Source organism: Maribacter sp., from assembly GCF_039968975.1.
In the GTDB taxonomy this organism is placed as follows: domain Bacteria; phylum Bacteroidota; class Bacteroidia; order Flavobacteriales; family Flavobacteriaceae; genus Maribacter.
This window is the reverse complement of the sequence record NZ_JBDVOT010000230.1, coordinates 1-19,065: the sequence shown is the minus strand read 5'-3', so window position 1 is coordinate 19,065 and position 19,065 is coordinate 1. Positions and strand designations below refer to the sequence as shown.

At 34.9% G+C, this 19,065-nt stretch carries 23 protein-coding genes and 1 pseudogene; 13 read left to right on the top strand and 11 right to left on the bottom strand.

Going from position 1 to position 19,065, the window contains the following annotated elements:
- The 5 genes from ABJI11_RS15765 to ABJI11_RS15745 form a co-directional block, all read left to right on the top strand.
- Nucleotides 1-187 (top strand): hypothetical protein (locus tag ABJI11_RS15765; protein ID WP_348354278.1); only part of this gene is annotated, 187 nt, incomplete at its 5' end.
- A gap of 118 nt (nt 188-305) precedes the next feature.
- A complete protein-coding gene (blaOXA, locus tag ABJI11_RS15760; protein WP_348354275.1) occupies nt 306-1,148 on the top strand; it encodes a class D beta-lactamase in 843 nt (280 codons plus the stop codon).
- Between the two features lie 119 nt (nt 1,149-1,267).
- The gene (locus ABJI11_RS15755) at nt 1,268-1,882 is read left to right on the top strand and encodes a fumarylacetoacetate hydrolase family protein (RefSeq protein ID WP_348354272.1); all 615 of its coding nucleotides are present in this window, start codon (nt 1,268-1,270) and stop codon (nt 1,880-1,882) included.
- 86 nt (nt 1,883-1,968) lie between these two features.
- Nucleotides 1,969-2,499 (top strand): DUF4269 domain-containing protein, encoded by a 531-nt coding sequence (locus tag ABJI11_RS15750; protein ID WP_348354269.1) that lies wholly within the window; start codon nt 1,969-1,971, stop codon nt 2,497-2,499.
- 488 nt (nt 2,500-2,987) lie between these two features.
- Entirely contained in the window at nt 2,988-3,416 is a 429-nt protein-coding gene (locus ABJI11_RS15745; RefSeq protein ID WP_348354266.1) for a hypothetical protein, read from the top strand.
- An 8-nt stretch (nt 3,417-3,424) separates the two neighbouring features.
- Here ABJI11_RS15745 and ABJI11_RS15740 read toward each other — a convergent pair whose 3' ends face one another.
- From ABJI11_RS15740 to ABJI11_RS15715, 6 genes are read right to left on the bottom strand one after another with little or no spacing between them, the layout of a single operon-like run.
- Nucleotides 3,425-3,724 (bottom strand): hypothetical protein, encoded by a 300-nt coding sequence (locus tag ABJI11_RS15740; RefSeq protein ID WP_348354263.1) that lies wholly within the window; start codon nt 3,722-3,724, stop codon nt 3,425-3,427.
- A complete protein-coding gene (locus ABJI11_RS15735; protein ID WP_348354260.1) occupies nt 3,721-4,959 on the bottom strand; it encodes a sodium:proton antiporter in 1,239 nt (412 codons plus the stop codon). The genes ABJI11_RS15740 and ABJI11_RS15735 overlap by 4 nt, the downstream gene beginning before the upstream one ends.
- Before the next feature lie 6 nt (nt 4,960-4,965).
- Nucleotides 4,966-6,957 carry an NAD-dependent DNA ligase LigA gene (gene ligA / locus ABJI11_RS15730; protein ID WP_348354257.1) on the bottom strand — a complete coding sequence of 664 codons (1,992 nt, stop codon included), beginning with the start codon at nt 6,955-6,957 and terminating at the stop codon, nt 4,966-4,968.
- Nucleotides 6,958-6,962: 5 nt separating this feature from the next.
- A complete protein-coding gene (locus ABJI11_RS15725; protein ID WP_348354254.1) occupies nt 6,963-7,544 on the bottom strand; it encodes a TIGR00730 family Rossman fold protein in 582 nt (193 codons plus the stop codon).
- Nucleotides 7,541-8,410, bottom strand: coding sequence for a peptide chain release factor N(5)-glutamine methyltransferase (gene prmC / locus ABJI11_RS15720; RefSeq protein ID WP_348354251.1), 870 nt, complete (start codon nt 8,408-8,410; stop codon nt 7,541-7,543). Before prmC ends, ABJI11_RS15725 begins: the two co-directional genes overlap by 4 nt.
- 2 nt (nt 8,411-8,412) lie before the next feature.
- On the bottom strand, nt 8,413-8,898 hold the full coding sequence (locus tag ABJI11_RS15715; RefSeq protein WP_348354248.1) for a GNAT family N-acetyltransferase: 486 nt from the start codon (nt 8,896-8,898) through the stop codon (nt 8,413-8,415).
- A gap of 111 nt (nt 8,899-9,009) precedes the next feature.
- On the opposite strand from ABJI11_RS15715, the gene ribD reads away from it, so the two are divergent.
- The 4 genes from ribD to ABJI11_RS15695 are packed head-to-tail and all read left to right on the top strand — an operon-like array spanning nt 9,010 to nt 12,179.
- A complete protein-coding gene (ribD, locus tag ABJI11_RS15710) occupies nt 9,010-10,083 on the top strand; it encodes a bifunctional diaminohydroxyphosphoribosylaminopyrimidine deaminase/5-amino-6-(5-phosphoribosylamino)uracil reductase RibD (protein WP_348354245.1) in 1,074 nt (357 codons plus the stop codon).
- On the top strand, nt 10,076-10,678 hold the full coding sequence (locus tag ABJI11_RS15705; protein WP_348354242.1) for an HAD-IA family hydrolase: 603 nt from the start codon (nt 10,076-10,078) through the stop codon (nt 10,676-10,678). Before ribD ends, ABJI11_RS15705 begins: the two co-directional genes overlap by 8 nt.
- Nucleotides 10,679-11,563: an EamA family transporter gene (locus ABJI11_RS15700; protein WP_348354239.1), complete on the top strand. Its 885-nt coding sequence runs from the start codon at nt 10,679-10,681 to the stop codon at nt 11,561-11,563.
- 13 nt (nt 11,564-11,576) lie between these two features.
- Nucleotides 11,577-12,179, top strand: a complete 603-nt coding sequence (locus ABJI11_RS15695; protein WP_348354236.1) for a YigZ family protein — start codon at nt 11,577-11,579, stop codon at nt 12,177-12,179.
- Between the two features lie 3 nt (nt 12,180-12,182).
- Here the strand turns inward: ABJI11_RS15695 and ABJI11_RS15690 are convergent, their stop codons facing one another.
- On the bottom strand, nt 12,183-12,581 hold the full coding sequence (locus ABJI11_RS15690) for a thioesterase family protein (RefSeq protein ID WP_276492677.1): 399 nt from the start codon (nt 12,579-12,581) through the stop codon (nt 12,183-12,185).
- A 202-nt stretch (nt 12,582-12,783) separates the two neighbouring features.
- On the opposite strand from ABJI11_RS15690, the gene dnaA reads away from it, so the two are divergent.
- The 3 genes from dnaA to ABJI11_RS15675 are packed head-to-tail and all read left to right on the top strand — an operon-like array spanning nt 12,784 to nt 15,396.
- Nucleotides 12,784-14,208 carry a chromosomal replication initiator protein DnaA gene (gene dnaA, locus ABJI11_RS15685; RefSeq protein ID WP_036154940.1) on the top strand — a complete coding sequence of 475 codons (1,425 nt, stop codon included), beginning with the start codon at nt 12,784-12,786 and terminating at the stop codon, nt 14,206-14,208.
- Nucleotides 14,209-14,220: 12 nt separating this feature from the next.
- A complete protein-coding gene (locus ABJI11_RS15680) occupies nt 14,221-14,670 on the top strand; it encodes a low molecular weight protein-tyrosine-phosphatase (protein WP_348354233.1) in 450 nt (149 codons plus the stop codon).
- A 3-nt stretch (nt 14,671-14,673) separates the two neighbouring features.
- A complete protein-coding gene (locus tag ABJI11_RS15675) occupies nt 14,674-15,396 on the top strand; it encodes an SAM-dependent methyltransferase (RefSeq protein ID WP_348354230.1) in 723 nt (240 codons plus the stop codon).
- Nucleotides 15,397-15,451: 55 nt separating this feature from the next.
- Here the strand turns inward: ABJI11_RS15675 and ABJI11_RS15670 are convergent, their stop codons facing one another.
- The 4 genes from ABJI11_RS15670 to dapF form a co-directional block, all read right to left on the bottom strand.
- Nucleotides 15,452-16,081 (bottom strand): hypothetical protein, encoded by a 630-nt coding sequence (locus ABJI11_RS15670; protein ID WP_348354227.1) that lies wholly within the window; start codon nt 16,079-16,081, stop codon nt 15,452-15,454.
- Between the two features lie 147 nt (nt 16,082-16,228).
- Nucleotides 16,229-17,272, bottom strand: a complete 1,044-nt coding sequence (gene mltG / locus ABJI11_RS15665; protein ID WP_348354224.1) for an endolytic transglycosylase MltG — start codon at nt 17,270-17,272, stop codon at nt 16,229-16,231.
- Entirely contained in the window at nt 17,272-17,796 is a 525-nt protein-coding gene (locus ABJI11_RS15660) for a GNAT family protein (protein WP_348354221.1), read from the bottom strand. Before ABJI11_RS15660 ends, mltG begins: the two co-directional genes overlap by 1 nt.
- A complete protein-coding gene (gene dapF, locus ABJI11_RS15655; RefSeq protein ID WP_348354218.1) occupies nt 17,790-18,566 on the bottom strand; it encodes a diaminopimelate epimerase in 777 nt (258 codons plus the stop codon). The genes ABJI11_RS15660 and dapF overlap by 7 nt, the downstream gene beginning before the upstream one ends.
- A 127-nt stretch (nt 18,567-18,693) precedes the next feature.
- Between dapF and ABJI11_RS15650 the strand changes: the two are divergent.
- Nucleotides 18,694-19,065 (top strand): annotated as a pseudogene (locus ABJI11_RS15650) (serine protease); the annotation flags it as partial.

Below are 19,065 nucleotides of genomic sequence, written 5' to 3'. Positions count from 1 at the left end.
TTTATTCCGCTTAAATGCTACCGACACGCCGTATAGCAGCGGAATGCCAGATTTAATAGAAGTTGTTATGCAAGATGACACTTCTAATGGAGATGCCGTCAAAGGAAAATCTACAACCGAGTTTATCGACTATGCCATTTTAATTTCTAATTCAAAAGCGAATACTCCGATTGAAGAACTGAAGTAAACTACCTTAGACTTAAAATTTACTTACTCTTATCCAATTGCATAGCAAATTGATTTAACTGATACATGAGCACTTTGCTTATATTTATACCTGAAATTTTGCAAAATTCGCTTATTAAATGAAATTACACTTCCTGATTTTTTTGCTCATATGCATTACTTCCTGCAAAAACGAAAAAAAATCTGCCTTCACAGCTAAATTAGAGAAGAAAAGCAATCATATCAATAAGTCCGAATTTCAAACTATTATAGATAATTCTAACGTTATTGGTTCTATCGTAATTTACGACCCCAGTCAAGACACTTACTATTCCAATGACTTTAACTGGGATACACAAGGTAATTTACCAGCTTCGACATTTAAAATAGCCAATACTATCATAGGGTTAGAAACCGGTGTTATTAAAAATGACAGCACTATCTTTAAATGGGACGGTGAAGATAAATGGTCACCTCTTTGGGAGCAAGATTTAGTATTGCGTGATGCTTTTCAATATTCATGCGTGCCATGTTACCAAGAAGTAGCCGCAACTATTGGAACAAAACGTATGACCGAATATGTTGAAAAATTGCACTACGGAAATTTAAAAATTGATTCGACAAATATTACCAATTTTTGGCTAGAAGGTGAATCTAGAATTAGCCAAACACAGCAAATAGATTTTCTAAAACGCTACTACGATGACCTACTACCAATATCAGCGAAAACAAAAAGTATCATGCAAGATGTTATGTTAGTTACAAAAACAACCAACTACAACCTCAGCGGTAAAACAGGATTATCTAACAACAATAACCAATACAACGGCTGGTTTGTTGGCTTTATAGAAGCTAAAGACCAAGTGTATTTCTTTGCTACCAATTTAGAACCAAAAACAAGTAAAGTAAACCTAAAAGATTTTATAGATACCAGGAAAAAAATTACGCTTGCTGCTTTGAAAGAATTAAACTTCATCCCATAAGTAAACTACTATTTTAAGTCTTAAAACAAAAAGTAGCATTTGTGTGATTTCAATTAAAATAGACTGCTATACTTAGTATAATGATTAATTTTGCCATCTAACATTTTAACAAAACAAACATGAAAATTATAGGTATAGGCAAGAATTACGTAGTTGACAAATCTGAAATTGACGGATTAAAGAATGATGTACAACTCATTTTTACAAAACCAGATTCTTCGCTAGTCACCGACAGTAAAGATGTATTGTTTCCTGCTATTACCAACCAATTAATATATGAAGTAGAATTAGTTGTTAAAATTGGAAAGACCGCTAAAAATGTTGCATTAGAAGATGCAAATTCATACATATCTGAAATAGGTATTGGGATTGATTACACTGCAAAAGATGTACTTACGGCAAGTAGAGATAAAAAAGGACCATGGGCGCTGGCCAAAGGGTTTGACGGTGCATCACCTATAGCTGGTTTTAAACCGGTAAGCGATTTTCCAGAATTAGATAATATCAATTTTGATTTGGTAATCAACGGAGAAAAAAAACAGGTTGGTAATACTGGTTATATCATTTATAATTTTGCTGAAATCATCAGTTTTGTTTCTACATTTATGACATTGAACCCAGGTGATATGATATTTACAGGAACTCCTGCCATAGGTGCCGGTGAAACATTTAAAGGCGATCATTTACAAGCTTCTATTGAAGGAGAGCTATTGCTAGATTTTAAAATGATTTAAATAATAGATATATAAATCACGATTTATAGTTTCATTACATGTGTATATATAAATCGTGATTATATATCATTAACAAATAACTGTACTTGAAAATCAATTTTGACAATATTGATTATTTAAAACTTGGAAATGAGCGACAACAAAAGGCTTATAACGATATTATACAGCATAAAATTCTAGAAATCCTTGAACCGTACCATCCAATTGTAGCAGGGACAATACCCATTGAAATAGATTTACCTGAAAGTGATATTGATATTATTTGTGAATGTAAAGACCATAATGAATTCGAGTCTGTTGTAACTCATCACTTTTCTAAAATGCAAGGCTTTCATCTCTACACAAGAAAGCAGAACGACAAAAAAGTTACCATTGCCGAATTTAGGACAGAGAATTTTTTGATTGAACTATTTGCACAAAACATTCCCACCAAGCAACAAAACGCCTACTTGCATATGATTACTGAATATGCAATTTTACAAGAAAAAGGGAACAGCTTTCAACAAGAAATTATAAAACTAAAAGCTAGCGGTTTAAAAACAGAACCTGCATTTGCTAAATTATTAGGACTAAAAGGAGACCCTTACGAAGAGCTTTTAAAGTTGCAACGGAAATAGACGAATTAGCATCTTATTTCAACGCCTTAAACTGCGTTGGACTTACCCCTACATTCTTTTTAAAAAATCTAGAAAAACTACTGATGGATTCAAAACCTAATTCAAAAGGCTAGTTCCTTTGTGGTAATTTCACTTTTAATCAGTTTTCGTTTGGCTTATGTAATCTGCCGTTGTTGAATAATTTGCTTTGCCGTTAAACTTAATTTATCCTGTAGCACTTGATTTAAGCGCTTAACTACTAACGAAGAGTAGTGTGAAAATTGCGAAGTTTGATATTTTTTTCATACTGCAAAGTTCAAACATAATCGTTTGAAGCAGTTTACCAATTTGCTAAATAGGTAGTCCAAAATGGAAATTTTCAACTACAACTACAACTACAACTACATAGGGATTTTAACATAAAAAAAGGTTAAACAAATAATGTTATGTACTATTTTTCCTATTTTAGAGTTGTTATTTTTTATTACAAACCTATTTAAACTCAACCAATGAAAAAATCAATTAACCTGTTACTCTTAATTGTAATTGCTACTTTTCAATTTTCATGTTCTAGTGATGATAATGATAACGAGGCAAGCTTAAACCCAAAAAGTTTTACAACTTGTGATATAGGGGATTTTTCTCCTACTAGCACTAAGATGTGTTTCAATGGTACAGACTTTGCATTACCTAATGAAACAATTACGTTCGCTGCGGAGTTCAATGCTCGTGTAGCAACTTTTACATGGACTATTGAATCTGGAAGTATAGAAATTATTAATATTGAAGAAATTGCAACTGATTCTACTTTAAAATCTATTGCTACCTTTAAATTTAATTCAGATTTTAATGGAGATGCTGTTTTTAAAGTGAAAGCTAAAGACTATAAAGGAAGCGTAGAGTTAACTCATGTAGTAGCATTGGAAGAAACAAATTAGAACTCAGCTTAATTTATAAGTATATATTCCACAATTACCTTAAGCTCTTCGTCTAAGGTAATTGTGGGATATTCTTTTTTCGCCAAACCGTACCAATACCCTGCATTAAAACGATCACCTTCTTTTCTGTGCAAATAGGCATGCAACCAACTACCTAAAGCATTGTGCATGTCTTGAGCTAAATCATGTGAAGCTTCCCAATTACCTTTGGCATCATACCAGGCTGCTTTTAGTCCGTCAGGCCATTCTTTTGGTACATCAGACAACTCTAAACTCTTTTCGAATTCTAAATAGTTCTTCGGTATCATTTTACCACACGTTTTATTAGCTTCTCCACAGTTAATCCTTGTCCCAAGATGGAGAACACCACTACTATGTATGTTATGACTAAAAATGCATCTCTATGCATATCGTCAGACAAGCCTAATGCCAACGCAATGGATATACCTCCACGTAATCCTCCCCAAGTCATTACCAAGTTGGTTCTAGGCACAAAGTCTAATTTCTTCTCAAAGAATTTAATGGGAATCAATAGTGATAAATAACGACAAATTAATACTAACGGTATTGCCAATAACCCGGCAATTACATATTCTGTCTTAAAGGATAACACGAGCATTTCCATTCCTATTAAAACGAACAGTAATGTATTTAAAAGAATATCCAAAAGCTCCCAAAATTTATCTACATACGTCTCTGTAGTTTCTGACATGGCAGAATTACGTACGGTGTCATTACCTACTACTAAACCAGCAGCTACCATTGCCAAAGGCGCTGATAAATGGAATTTCTGCGCTATTAAAGTACCCACCATAACTGTTGCCAAGGTGATGATTACTTCTATATCATAATCATCTATAGATTTCATAAGTTTCCATGTTCCCCAACCTAGAGCTAAACCAAGCGCCAATCCGCCAATAACCTCAACTCCAAACAGTTCTACAATATCTAACGGACTTACAGCTACCTCAGTAGCCGATGCCAGTTGAAATATAGTCAAGAATACAACTACCCCTACCCCGTCATTAAACAATGATTCACCTACAATTTTGGTTTCCAATGCCTTTGGTGCTCCTGCCTTTTTTAATATTCCCAATACGGCAATGGGATCCGTAGGTGAGATTAACGAACCAAACAATAAGCAATAGATAAATGAAATCTCCATACCTATTAGCTGCAATAAATAATACATACTAGTACCAACTAAAAAGGTCGATACCAATACACCCAAGGTAGAAAACACCAATATTGGCCAGCGCTGTACTTTTAATTGTTCAAAATTGGTATGTAACGCTCCTGCAAACAACAGAAAACTCAACATAATATCTAGCAGTACAGATTTAAAATCTATTTGGGTAATGATATAGCGTTCTGCATTGATTAAGGTATCATCAATATAACCTATTAAAAAAACTGCCAACGTAAACAGAATTGTAATCAGCATTAAGCCAATACTATTGGGCAGTTTTAGAAAGCGGGCATTTATATAGCCAAAAATTGCCGACAGAAATACTAATACTGAAATTATTGTAAAAACGTCCATAGTTGTTTATGCTAACATGTTTATAAAATCTTGCTCACTGATAATAGGTATTTCCAGCTTCTCTGCCTTTGTACGTTTACTTGGTCCCATTTTATCACCAGCAACCAAAAAAGTAGTCTTAGAAGATATTGATGATCCTACCTTACCGCCGTTATCCTCTATTTTCTTCTTAAGTTCATCTCTACTTAAAATTTCAAATACTCCTGAAACTACAAAAGTTTTCCCCGCTAAAGTATCGGTCTGGTTTTGTAATTTCTCCGCAGATATTTCTAATTGCACTCCGTAACTACGTAATCTTTCTATCGCATCTATATTCTTCTCGTTGGCAAAAAAGTCTATCACGCTTTGCGCTATTCGCTCACCAATTTCATCTACCGATGTCAAATGCTCTAGTGTAGCTTCTTTTAATGCATCTATATTCTTATATGCTTTTGCCAATTTCTTAGCTACCGTCTCTCCTACAAAGCGAATACCTAAGGCGAATAAAACACGCTCAAAAGGTACTTTTACCGACTCTGATACTCCTTTAACCAAATTCTCGGCGGACTTCTCTGCCATTCGCTCTAGCGGTAAAACATCTTCTTTGGTGAGTTTATACAAATCTGCATAATCGTCTATTAGACCTTCTTTAAATAGCAACTCTACCGTTTCACCACCTAAGCCTTCTATATCCATCGCCTTTCTAGAAATGAAATGCTGAATACGTCCGGTTATTTGTGGCGGACATCCATATTCATTAGGGCAATAATGTTTAGCATCACCTTCTGTTCTAGTAAGCTCTGTTCCGCATTCTGGACACTGATGGATGTACGTTGTGGGTTCTGAATCTGCTGGTCTTTTGGTTAAATCTACCGCTATAATTTTAGGAATGATCTCTCCTCCTTTTTCAACAAATACAGTATCACCTACCCTAATATCTAATTTTGCTATCTGATCTGCATTATGTAGAGAAGCTCTCTTCACCGTAGTACCTGCCAATAACACCGGTTCTAAGTTCGCTACAGGTGTTATTGCCCCTGTACGCCCTACTTGATACGTTATTTCATTGAGCGTTGTAGAAACTTGTTCTGCCTTGAACTTATATGCCATTGCCCATCTAGGAGCTTTTGAGGTAAAACCTAATTCTTCTTGATTTTGAAGACTATTTACTTTGATTACCACTCCGTCAGTTTCATAAGGCAACTCGTGTCGCTTAACATCCCACTCTTCTACAAATACCATTACTTCATCCGTGGTCTGGCAAAGCTTTGCAACGGTTGGCACCTTAAAACCCCATTCACGGGCTTTCTCTAACATATGAAATTGCGAATCAATATTCAGGTTTCTACCAACAATACTGTACAGCAAACAATCTAAAGGTCTTTGTGCAACCGCACTACTGTCTTGTAACTTTAAACTGCCAGATGCCGTATTTCTTGGGTTCATATACGGATCTTCGCCATTTGCTATACGTTCTTCGTTCATTTTCATGAATCCGTCAAACGGTAATACGATTTCTCCACGTATATCAAACTTATCAGGATAATCCCCTTTTAATTGAAGTGGTACAGATTTTATAGTTTTAATATTATTGGTAACATCATCTCCTTGTATTCCATCTCCACGAGTAACTGCCTTTACCAGTTTCCCATTCTCATAAGTTATACTGATAGATGCACCGTCATATTTTAGCTCACATGTAAACGCTACCGGAACATCACCTAGATTACGCTGAATACGCTTTTCCCAATCTTCTAAATCTTCTTTGGAATATGAATTATCTAAAGAATACATTCTATGTTCATGAACCACGGTTGCAAAATTCTTGGTAATCATACCACCCACTCGCAAAGACGGTGAACTGGCATCATAGAATTCCGGATGCTTTGCTTCCAACTCCTGCAATTCTTTCAACTTCATATCAAAATCATAATCTGAAATGGTCGGGTTATCCAACACATAATAATTGTGATTATGCTCTCGTAATTCTTTTCTTAGTGCTTCTATTTTTGCTTTCATATGCCTTAAAGCTGCTCTTTATTAATCCATTTTGGTGTTGGTAACGGAATGTAATTTTCCATTTTCTCTAGTAATACCTCTATATCATCATCTACCAAAATAGTATTTATATGTTCTTGTTTTACAAATCCTTTTATAACCATGTCATGCATCATTTTTAAAAGGGAATCATAAAATCCGTTTGTATTTAGTATTCCTATCGGATATTGATGTAGTCCCAATTGGGACCACGTCAACATTTCAAAAAACTCTTCTAAGGTTCCAAACCCGCCAGGTAGCATTACTATTCCGTCAGATAGCTCATGCATCTTTAATTTGCGTTCATGCATATTTTGAGTAACAATAAGTTCCGTCAACCCCTCATGAACCACTTCTTTCTTTTTAAGAAATACAGGAATTACCCCTACTACCTTTCCGTCATTATTTAAAACACCTTCCGCTACTTTTCCCATGATGCCAATTTTGGCTCCACCATATACTAGCTGAATAGTTTTCTTTGCGAAAGTTTCACCTAACTCGTATGCTTTTAAGCCAAAGTCAGCATCAACACCTTCACTACTACCACAAAACACTACAATACTTTTCATTTTCTTACTCCTTTTATCATGCGGTCATTACCAAACATATCTTTTCGTAATCCAATAGTCTTAAAATTAGAGTCTAACAATAATTGCTTAGTTTCCTCCCCTAAATACTGATTAATTTCTAGATACAGACAACCGTTTTCATTCAAATGTTCAGCTGCAAAATCAACCACTGCTTTGTAAAATTTCAGCGGGTCATTATCAGGTACAAAAAGTGCTAAACTAGGTTCATTGTCAATGACATTATTTTGCATTTCTGCTTTTTCCAATTCTCTAACATAAGGCGGATTAGATATTATGACATCAAACTTTCGCTCTAATTCCTTTGCTGAGGTTTCTTTATCCAGAGATAGTATATCTGCCTGTAAAAACGTTACATCAGCATGAAGTAATTTATTATTTTCTTTAGCAACCGCTAAGGCATCTACAGAAATGTCTAACCCAAATATATCAGCATCAGTGAGATTTTTATCTAAAGAAACAGGAATACAGCCGCTGCCCGTACCCATGTCTAAAATAGTTAAAGATCGATTTAGTTCTTTGACATCATCCAAAATCCACCGAACCAATTCTTCGGTTTCGGGTCTTGGTATCAACACATGCTTATTAACCTTAAAATCTAGGTCCATAAAATGGGCAGTACCGGTAATATGCTGAATAGGTTTTTCTAATTTCAACTCTGAAAGAGCACCGAATATGGCGGTTTCCTGTTCTTTATCTAAATTTAATTCTGGCTGCATTACCAAAACAAAACGTTCTAAATTAAAATAATGCTCAATTAGTAAATAGAAAAAACTATTCACCTCGTCCTTACCATAAATAGCATCTAATTCTAAATGGAATATATTTTTTATTTCCCTTAATAACACAGCTACAATTTTTTAAGCATAAATACAGGACAAGAATAATGACCCGTATCTCCCATTCTATCATCTATATATTCAAAGCCCATTTTCTTGTACAATTTTTGGGCAGCTTCCATATTCGGCAACGTCTCTAAATAACAAGAATCAAAACCATACTCTTTAGCTTTATTTAAACAAACGCTTATCATTTTATACCCTAAACCCTTACCTCTTGCCTCTTTCAAAAAATACATTTTCTGAAGCTCACTTACATTACCTTCAAAATTATCTAATTGAGCTACACCTGCACAACCTAGAATAGAACCATTTTCTTCTGCCACAAAATAAGTTGCCTTAGGTTTTTCATAGTGTTCAAACATTTTATCTAACGAAGGGTCTTCATATGCCGTTCCCACTTTTGGAACTCCCATATCTGCTAATACCTGTCGTATAACTTTGGCTACTTGCGGGTTATCTTCCCTTCTAATTGCACGGATAATGACATTTTCCATATGAATAAGACAATAGGTTTTAAAGTACTATTTTTGAGGTGTGAAGATACGTGATATGCGTATAATGTTAAAGTTTTGATGTCCATTAATAATCTAGACCCAAAAAATTCAATGCCGTTAAATAAAGATGCTCTTTCTACCGACGAAACTTATATGCTTCGTTGTTTGCAGATAGCAAAGAACGGACTAGGTTTTACAGCACCCAACCCAATGGTAGGAGCTGTAATTGTACATGATAACAAAATAATAGGCGAAGGGTATACAAGTGCCTATGGTGGCTCTCACGCTGAAGTAAACGCCATAAATTCTGTTTCTGACGTTTCTCTTTTAAAGTCATCTACCATATATGTTACTTTAGAACCATGTTCTCATTACGGTAAAACTCCCCCCTGTGCGGATTTGATTGTGAAAATGGGAATACCTAGAGTTGTGATAGGTTTAAAAGACCCTCATGAGAAAGTAGCTGGTAAAGGAATTAAAAAATTAGAGGATGCAGGTTGTACCGTACAAATAGGTATTCTGCAAAAACAATGTGAAGAGCACCACAAACGTTTTCTTACCTTTTTCGTTAAAAAAAGACCATATATTATTTTGAAATGGGCGGAAACGGCTGACGGATTTATTGCTCCAGATCCTACAAAACGTGGAGAAGAAAAGAAACCTTATTGGATTACCAATACCAAATCACGACAATTAGTACATAAGTGGCGAAGTGAGGAAGCTGGTATTTTAGTGGGCACCAATACAGTTTTAGCGGACAACCCGCAATTAAACTTAAGAGATTGGGCAGGTAAAGCTCCTACTCGAATTATACTCGACAGAAGTGTAAAAATCTCTAAAGATTTTCATGTACTCGACGGAAAACAAAATACTATAGTTTGCACCGAATTAGCCGATAGCGACAATTTCGTAGAAGGCGTAAACTACAAATCCTTAGATTTTAGTACCAATCTAACAGAACAACTCTGCAATGTGATGCACGAAGAGCAAATACAAAGTGTCATAATTGAAGGAGGATTACAAACACTACAAAGTTTTATTGAAGCCGGACTTTGGGACGAAGCACGAATTTTCAAAGGAGCAAACACTTTCTCTAAAGGTATTACCGCACCGAAATTATCAGGACGTACACTAAAAAGCATTCAAATTTTAACCGACCAACTAACCATAATACGTAATGATTAAAAACATCATATTTGATTTTGGTGATATCTTCATCAACTTAGATAAACAAGCACCTTTATTAGAAATGGCAAAATTTGGTTTTACCGAATTGACCCCTGAGTTAGATACCATTTTTAAGGAATATGAAATGGGTTTAATGGAATCTGATGAGTTTATTGACCAACTACAGGCTATTTTCAATAACGCATCTAGAGAACAGATCAAAGATGCATGGAATTCCATTATTTTAGATTTTCCTGAAGAACGCTTAGAATTCATTGAAAAATTAAAAAACGATAATAAATACCGATTGTTTTTATTAAGCAATACCAACGACCTACATATTGATAAAGTAAAAGAGTCTATGGGGTTAGAACGTTTTAACCGGTTTAAAAACTGCTTTGAGGTGTTCTACCTATCTCAACAAATGAAAATGCGTAAACCTAATGCAAACATCTATGAAAAGGTTCTTGCCGATAACAGCTTGATTGCAGCAGAAACTTTTTTTATCGATGACACAAAAGAAAATACAGATAGCGCCTCTAAACTGGGTATTAAATGCTGGAATCTGCAAGTTGGAAAACAAGATGTACTTGAAACCATAAGCCATCTTTAAATGTTGTATTTAGCGCTTAGCATACTATTTTCAAGCTTAATTTTTGTCATTTTTAAATTGTATGCCAAATATCAGGTTCAGACAATTTATGCGATAATTACTAACTATTTTGTTGCCTGTACGGTAGGGCTCATCTATTACAATAAGCCTATAGATTTTGCAGCAATACCACAGAAAAGTTGGTTTTGGGGGAGCATAGCATTAGGTCTTCTTTTCATACTAATATTTAACCTAATGGCGGCGACCTCTCAGAAACTAGGAGTATCTGTCGCATCGGTTGCTACAAAAATGTCTCTAACCATTCCGGTACTATTCGGAGTATTCTTCTACAAAGAATCACTTGGAGTAATAGAAATTATTGGAATTATTTTAGCCTTATTAGCTGTTTATTTTACTTCATTAAAAGAGAAAAAAATAAAAGCAGAGAAATGGGCTTTTGCCTTACCGGTTTTAGTCTTTCTTGGCTCTGGAACTATTGATACCAGTATAAAGTATTTTCAAGATGCGCATATGCCTGAAGAGGAATATGCACTATTTTCAGCTACAGTTTTCGCTGCGGCAGGTATATTCGGTTTATTTTTCATCGGATTCAAATCTACCCAGCAACGACTAAAAATTAATTTTAAAAATATACTTGGCGGTATTTGTTTGGGTATACCCAATTATTTTTCCATCTTCTTTTTACTAAAAGCACTGCAACACCCTACCTGGAACAGTGCATCGGTTTTTACCATAAACAATGTTGCTATTGTAATGTTCTCAACTTTACTGGGTATTTTACTATTTAAAGAACAGCTAACGACCAAAAACTGGTTTGGAATAGGATTAGCTATATTTAGCATTATTCTCGTTGCATTTGGTCAGCAAATAATGACTTTTCTATAAATTCAATTATCTAATGGACACCTACAAAACTATCTCTAAACCATCTGAACCTATTTTGTTCAAAGAGCGAAAGAGTAAGTTTTACGGCTATTGCTTTCCGGTTTCCGATGAAGATACCATCAAAGAACATATAGAAGCATTAAGAAAAGAATACCCAACTGCCAATCATGTTTGTTATGCTTGGCAAATGGGAATAGAGACAAAATCATATCGTGCTAATGACGACGGCGAGCCAAATAATTCTGCCGGTATGCCTATTTACGGTCAATTACAATCTTTTGATGTGACCAACACCTTAGTTGCCGTAGTCCGAATTTTTGGAGGAACAAAACTAGGCGTTGGCGGACTCATAAGTGCATACAAAGAAGCAGCCAAGTTAGCTTTAGAAAATGCCACTATTATAACCAAGGTCTTACAAAAGCAATTATCGGTAACTTTTGAATATTCAGAAATGGATATTGTAATGCGTCTGGTAAAAAAACATCAATTGCATATTGTATCTCAAGATTTACATCTTAAATGCAAAATGATACTTGCTATCAATAAAAGTGATTTCAAAAAAACTATGCTGCTTTTAAAAGCACATCATAAACTAGAAATAAAAGAAATTGAATAGATTTTAATATCCCAATTTATCTAAAAGTAGTTGTGGACATCTAGTGGGTCTTTTGCGCTCCATATCCATAAAAACCAGAACCGTATTTGCAGTAGCCAGTAATTCTCCTGCTTCATTTGTAATTTCATAGTCAAATTCAATTCTAACAGCTGGTTTCTTGTTCAAAATAACTTTAACTGTTATTAAGTCATCATACAAAGCTGACTTCAAATATTTTATAGACAAACTAATTACCGGAAGCATTATTCCACCTTCCTCCATGCTTTTGTAGGAAATACCCAACGCCCTTAACCATTCAACTCTTGCCAATTCTAAATATTGAGCATAGTTGCCATGATACACAACCCCCATCTGGTCTGTTTCTGAGTATCTAATTCGAAAAGAAATTTGATTTGTTCGCATTTATTTCAAGTAAAAAGTATATATTTAAAAGCTCCCCTTTTGAGTAGGCGAACATGAGAAAAAAAAAGGTCAAATTCAATGACAATCGATTTTTTTTTTCAATAATTTGTTCACATATTTGCCCAAGTTGAACGAGAACCTATATTGATTTTTTATAATCACCTATAGCTCAACACTAACCATTAAAAGAGTATATTTTATTATGAGTGTTACTGCAAATTCCGTATGGAAAAACTGTTTGGTGTTTATTAAGGATAATATCCAACCGCAGGCATTCAAAACATGGTTTGAGCCCATTAAACCTATTAAACTTTCAGAAAACGCATTAAGTATTCAAGTGCCCAGTAAATTCTTTTACGAATGGCTAGAAGAACATTATGTTAAACTTTTAAAAGTCGCTCTAACTAAAGAGTTAGGTGAATCTGCAAAGTTGGTCTATATTATTAGAATGGAAAACACCTATGGCAACAAAGAACCTTTTACAGAAAAGATTCCTAGTTCTAACAGAGGTGCTATGGCTGCTCAAGAAATGGATGTGCCAATTAAATCTAAAAATCCAGAATTACGTAATCCGTTCGTAATACCAGGTATTAGAAATATAAAAATTGAATCACAGTTAAATCCTAATTATAACTTTGACAACTTCTTAGAAGGTGATTCTAACCGTTTGGCAAGATCTGCCGGTATGGCAGTAGCAAATAAACCAGGTGGCACATCATTTAATCCGTTATTGGTATTCGGTGGTGTTGGTCTTGGCAAAACACACTTGGCACACGCTATTGGCGTGGAAATTAAAGACAAATACCCTGAACGTACTGTTCTTTATATATCTGCAGAGAAATTTACACAACAGTATATTGAATCTGTTAAGAAAAATACCAGAAATGACTTTATCCATTTCTACCAGTTAATAGATGTATTGATTATTGATGACGTACAATTCTTATCAGGTAAATCTGGTACACAAGATGTATTTTTCCATATTTTCAACCATTTACATCAAAACGGAAAACAAGTGATTCTTACGTCTGATAAAGCTCCTGTAGATATGCAGGATATTGAGCAACGTTTGCTTTCTCGTTTTAAATGGGGATTATCTGCTGAATTACAGAGTCCGGATTATGAGACAAGAATCTCTATCTTAAAGAACAAGCTATATAGAGATGGTGTAGAAATACCTGAAGACATTATAGAATATGTTGCTAAACATATTAAAACCAATATTAGAGAATTAGAAGGCGCAATCATTTCTTTGATTGCACAGTCTACTCTAAACAAAAGAGAAGTTACTATTGAACTTGCTCAACAAGTTGTAGAAAAATTCGTAAAGAATACCAAGCGCGAAGTTTCTATTGACTACATACAAAAAGTAGTTTCTGATTACTTTGAAATGGATGTTGCCACTTTACAATCCAAAACAAGAAAAAGGCACATTGTACAAGCAAGACAATTAGCAATGTTCTTTGCCAAGAAGTTTACGAAAGCTTCATTAGCAAGTATTGGCTCACAAATTGGAAAGCGCGATCACGCAACCGTTTTACACGCATGTAAGACTGTAGACAATTTAGCAGAAACCGATAAACAGTTTCGTAAATACATCGATGATCTAACTAAGAAATTTTCTTAAAACTTACTTTGCATGAAAGTGTTGATGGTTTGCCTAGGTAACATATGTAGGTCCCCGTTGGCAGAAGGTATTTTAAAAAGCAAAGTTGACGCTAATCAAGTTTATGTTGATTCGGCAGGTACTGGAGGCTACCATATAGGTAATGCACCCGACCCAAGATCTATAAAAGTAGCTAAGGAGCATGGCTTAGACGTCAGTTCACAAGTGTGCAGAAAATTCAGTGTTTCAGATTTTGATGCTTTTGATTTGATTTATGCCATGGATAAGAGCAACTATAGCAACATTATAAACTTGGCTAGAAATAAGGAAGATGCGGACAAAGTGAAGTTACTATTAAATGAAATTAACACATTTGACCAAGAAGTTCCAGACCCTTATCATGATGCTGACGAAGGATTTGAAAATGTATACCAAATGATTGACCAAGCTTGTGATGTTATAGCTGCTAGATTAGAAAAATAATAGATGAGTACACAAAACGGAAAAATAGGTAACGTATATTTAATTCCTACCACATTAGGCGATATGCCACCTTTAGAGGTTTTACCCATTTCAATTAAACAGACTATTGAAAAGTTAGACTATTACGTTGTTGAAAATGAAAAAACCGCCCGTCGTTTTATTAAGAAAATTAGCCCTAGAAAATCACAACCCAGCTTAAAACTTTTTGTTTTAAACAAATTTACCGAAGCTGCCGAGATTCCTAGTTTTTTAAATCCGTGTATAGAAGGTTTTGACGTAGGAATACTTTCAGAAGCTGGCTGCCCAGGTATTGCCGATCCAGGCGCTGCGGTAGTTAAAATTGCACACGATAAAAATATTCAAGTTATACCTCTGGTCGGCCCCTCCTCTATTCTATTAGCATTAATGGCAAGTGGCATGAACGGGCAAAATTTTGCATTTAACGGCTATTTACCCATTGATAGTTCTGATCGTAAAAAATATATCAAGAATTTAGAGCGAAGATCAAAAGAAGAGAACCAATCTCAGGTATTTATCGAAACTCCCTACCGTAATAACAAAATGCTAGAAGAGCTTATTAAAACGCTAGCCCCTAGTACAAGAATTTGCGTGGCTGCAGATATTACTTTACCAACGGAATACATTAAAACAAAGACAGCCATAAATTGGAAAAGAGAGAATGTAGACCTACACAAAAGACCTGCCATATTTATTATTCAGGCATAAAAAAACCTTGACAAACAAATGCCAAGGTTTCCCATTTTCATATTTGATAAAACTTTTATATCCTAGGATTACGTTTTGCTTCTACCATAGAAACATCATAACCTGCAAATTTTTTCATGTAATTAGAAATACTAGTACCATAACCATCTGATAACTCCATACGGCCATGAGATCTTAGATACAATTTTACGTTACCAGGCCCTGCTAAATGTGCAGCTGCCAGAATACCAGATTCGGTTATCAGTATACCATTCATTCGCACACCAACATAACGCTTAATATCTTTTCTAAGAATCCACTTATTTCGAGATGTATTTACCTGAAATACTTTTTCTTGTAATACTGGGTTATTTAAAAACTGATTACCGTCATAAACACCAACCAATTCAAGCGTACCAATTCCAAATTGATACTTACCCATATAACCATAAGTATTAGTTACAAAATAATTACCTTGAGATTCCTTGAAAGCTAATGCCTCTTTAAAACCAATGAATTGACTACCAAGAAAGGGAGGAGCGATTTGATAATTTACCAATAAAGCCTCTTCTTGAGGATAAGAAACCAAAATTGGTTTCTTTACTTTCAACTGCCTAGGTACTTCGACACTAAATGACTTAAACCCATATCCAGATAAAACAAAAATCACAATCAGAGGACAACTTGCTAATATCCATCTTCTCATATCATATATTTCTTAAGACTTACGGCGACTACTATTTGCTTGCTTAAATTTCTGCCGCAAAGGTAGACCTGATTTTGTGAGACTTTAAGAAGGTTCTGTTAAAAGAATACAGATTTAGTTAAGAAGTTCTAAAATCCGGATGAAAGCTTACCTATTGATTTTCTGAGCGTTAATCCATCGGATGTACTGCGCTTTATTTCGGTTGTGTTGCGTTAAGTTCTCTGCAAACATATGGTAACCGAACTTTTCTACATTCGCAACAAAATAGTAATAATTATGCTTTTTAGGGTTTAAAACTGCATCTATTGCGGTAATATCGGGCATTGCGATTGGTCCCGGCGGTAAACCAGCATATTTATAGGTATTATATGGTGAGTCCATTTCTAAATCTCTATATAGAACTCTTTTAATTATAGTATCGAAATTACCGGTCTCTTTCTTTATGGCATAAATTACAGTAGGATCAGCCTGTAATAACATGCGCTTTCTTAATCTATTCAAATACACACCGGCAACGGTAGGTCGCTCATCAACCTTTGCGGTCTCCTTATGAACTATAGACGCCAACGCAATTACCTCATTAGGCTCTAAACCAAGAGCACTCGCCTTTTCTTTACGGGTAGCTGTCCAAAAACGATTGTATTCTTTTAGCATTCTAGCTCTAAACGACTCCGCAGATGTATTCCAAAAGAACTCATAGCTATTAGGAATATATAAAGAAATCTTATTAGCTTCATCAAATCCGTTTGCCTTTAAAAATTCTTTATCATTAAATGCGGCAACCAATGAAATACTATCAGCCTCTATTTGACTAGCAATCCTTCCCGCTAAATCATTAATATTTTCTTGATTGTTGAAAGATACTTTGACAGGTAAATTTCCACTACGCAAAGAATTTACAATTTCATTATTGTTCATTCCCTTACCTATTCTATATCTTCCTGCCTTAATATTATCCAAATATCCTTTTCTTTCAGCAGCCGAAACAAATGAATCAAAGTCTTCTAAAACTGGAGAAAGTTGTTCTTTTACATCATCAATTGTAGCATCAGAAGGTATAAACACTATAGCTTCCTCATTGTCGAAACTAGTATTTGGAGTAAAAATTGTTCCGTAAACAGTGCAAGCAAAAATTCCACCGCCAATTAAACCTACGAGCATTACACCCAATAAAACACGCTTGATGTTCATTAATTAATTATTTTTTGCAATAATACTTCATTCTTGTAGGTACCCTTGAATCTTACCCAATCTTTCTTTATTCCTATTTCTTGAAATCCTAACTTTTTAAACAAATGCAAGCTAGGAGCATTTTCTTCTAAAATATTAGCGTAAACCTGCCTTAAACCTAACACCTCGAACAAGTAATTACATAAAAGTTTTATTGCCTCTGCCCCTATTCCTTTATTTCTTTGCGCTTCATCTAACACAACAATACCAATACCTGCCCGATTATGATTTGGTTCAAAATCAAAAACATCAATTAAACCAACTGTGTTCTGTTCATTTGTACATATCACCAACCTTAATTGTTTAACATCATAAATATCTCTGTGAGCACTATCTAAATACAATTGCAACACATCTTTAGAATAAGGTGTAACCGTACCGCTTACTTCCCATACCTTGGTATTATTCTCGAGTTCGTACAAAAAATCAAGGTCTCTTTGCTCTAAGGCTCTTAAATATATTTGTTCTCCTTTTAATGTTACCACGTTAACTCTCCTTTAAACACTTGTTTTGCCTCACCCTTAAGAAAGATATTACTATAAATGCCCTGCTCTTCTTCAAAAGTAACTTCTAAATCGCCCCCTAATGCATTAATTGCAATAGTTTTATCTTTTGTATTACCCAAATGATACATACTAAGTGCAACCGCGGTTACCCCTGTACCACATGAAAGTGTCTCATCTTCTACGCCACGTTCATAGGTTCTAATATCAAAAGCGCCATTGGTCGTAGCTTCCACAAAATTGATATTACTACCTTTTTCGCCATAAATACCATATCGCATACGCGCACCTTCTTTTACAACATTAAACGACTTCAACCCTTCTACCAATTGTACATGGTGCGGTGAACCCGTATTCATAAAAAGGGCATTTGACTTCTCTTTAATTTCGCTTACGTCCGTCATCTTAAGACTAACGACATCACCTATGATAGTAGCCTCATGAAGACCATCTACCGCTATAAAAACCGTATCCTTTTTAATGATATCTAAAAAATGGGCAAAAGCTACAATACACCTACCCCCATTACCGCACATACTTCCTTCATTTCCATCGGCATTATAATAGACCATTCTAAAATCAGTATTATCGTCATTTTCTAATAAAATAAGTCCGTCAGCACCAACCCCAAATCTTCTATGACAAATCTTGGCTATTAATTCTGTATCGCCCTTGGCAAATTGTTCATTGCGATTGTCTATCATCACAAAATCGTTACCTGTACCCTGATATTTATAAAACGTATTTTCCATGCTATAATAAAGTCCCAAAGATAGTATATAATTACGTTCTGCTTGGTAGTTAAAAACTAGTTAAACGCTTATCAAATAACATAAAAACGAGTAATTTTGTTCAGAATACGTTAAATCTTTAATGAATATGAAAAGAATAGCAAGTCTCTTGTTTGTATCTGTATTTGCTGGTGCAATTACGCTGGGTGCTTACAAACTATTTTTCGAAAAGGAAAATTTCACCATTATTAGCCAAGAAAATAACGGTGGTGTTATTAATGCAAGTTACACCCCAACCTCTGCCAGAGGTGCCGGTATCAATGAAGTTGATTTTACTATAGCTGCCGAAAACACGGTAAATGCCGTAGTACACGTAAAAAACATTACAATTAGCAAGTCACCTACGACCATATTCGATGTATTTTATGGCACAGGCAGAAGTGCAGCACCACAAGTAGGAACTGGATCTGGTGTGATTATATCTTCTGACGGATATATTGTAACCAATAACCATGTTATA

Bases quoted from the DNA above. Each gene is read 5' to 3' on its own strand.
- mltG (WP_348354224.1), bottom strand. From the start codon at position 17,272: ATGAACATCAAGCGTGTTTTATTGGGTGTAATGCTCGTAGGTTTAATT.
- ABJI11_RS15725 (WP_348354254.1), bottom strand. From the start codon at position 7,544: ATGAAAAGTATTGTAGTGTTTTGTGGTAGTAGTGAAGGTGTTGATGCT.
- ABJI11_RS15670 (WP_348354227.1), bottom strand. From the start codon at position 16,081: ATGAGAAGATGGATATTAGCAAGTTGTCCTCTGATTGTGATTTTTGTT.
- ABJI11_RS15740 (WP_348354263.1), bottom strand. From the start codon at position 3,724: ATGATACCGAAGAACTATTTAGAATTCGAAAAGAGTTTAGAGTTGTCT.
- ABJI11_RS15705 (WP_348354242.1), top strand. From the start codon at position 10,076: ATGATTAAAAACATCATATTTGATTTTGGTGATATCTTCATCAACTTA.
- ABJI11_RS15715 (WP_348354248.1), bottom strand. From the start codon at position 8,898: ATGGAAAATGTCATTATCCGTGCAATTAGAAGGGAAGATAACCCGCAA.
- dapF (WP_348354218.1), bottom strand. From the start codon at position 18,566: ATGGAAAATACGTTTTATAAATATCAGGGTACAGGTAACGATTTTGTG.
- ABJI11_RS15735 (WP_348354260.1), bottom strand. From the start codon at position 4,959: ATGGACGTTTTTACAATAATTTCAGTATTAGTATTTCTGTCGGCAATT.
- ABJI11_RS15690 (WP_276492677.1), bottom strand. From the start codon at position 12,581: ATGCGAACAAATCAAATTTCTTTTCGAATTAGATACTCAGAAACAGAC.
- ABJI11_RS15680 (WP_348354233.1), top strand. From the start codon at position 14,221: ATGAAAGTGTTGATGGTTTGCCTAGGTAACATATGTAGGTCCCCGTTG.
- ABJI11_RS15700 (WP_348354239.1), top strand. From the start codon at position 10,679: ATGTTGTATTTAGCGCTTAGCATACTATTTTCAAGCTTAATTTTTGTC.
- ligA (WP_348354257.1), bottom strand. From the start codon at position 6,957: ATGAAAGCAAAAATAGAAGCACTAAGAAAAGAATTACGAGAGCATAAT.
- ribD (WP_348354245.1), top strand. From the start codon at position 9,010: ATGCCGTTAAATAAAGATGCTCTTTCTACCGACGAAACTTATATGCTT.
- ABJI11_RS15745 (WP_348354266.1), top strand. From the start codon at position 2,988: ATGAAAAAATCAATTAACCTGTTACTCTTAATTGTAATTGCTACTTTT.
- dnaA (WP_036154940.1), top strand. From the start codon at position 12,784: ATGAGTGTTACTGCAAATTCCGTATGGAAAAACTGTTTGGTGTTTATT.
- ABJI11_RS15755 (WP_348354272.1), top strand. From the start codon at position 1,268: ATGAAAATTATAGGTATAGGCAAGAATTACGTAGTTGACAAATCTGAA.
- blaOXA (WP_348354275.1), top strand. From the start codon at position 306: ATGAAATTACACTTCCTGATTTTTTTGCTCATATGCATTACTTCCTGC.
- ABJI11_RS15675 (WP_348354230.1), top strand. From the start codon at position 14,674: ATGAGTACACAAAACGGAAAAATAGGTAACGTATATTTAATTCCTACC.
- ABJI11_RS15695 (WP_348354236.1), top strand. From the start codon at position 11,577: ATGGACACCTACAAAACTATCTCTAAACCATCTGAACCTATTTTGTTC.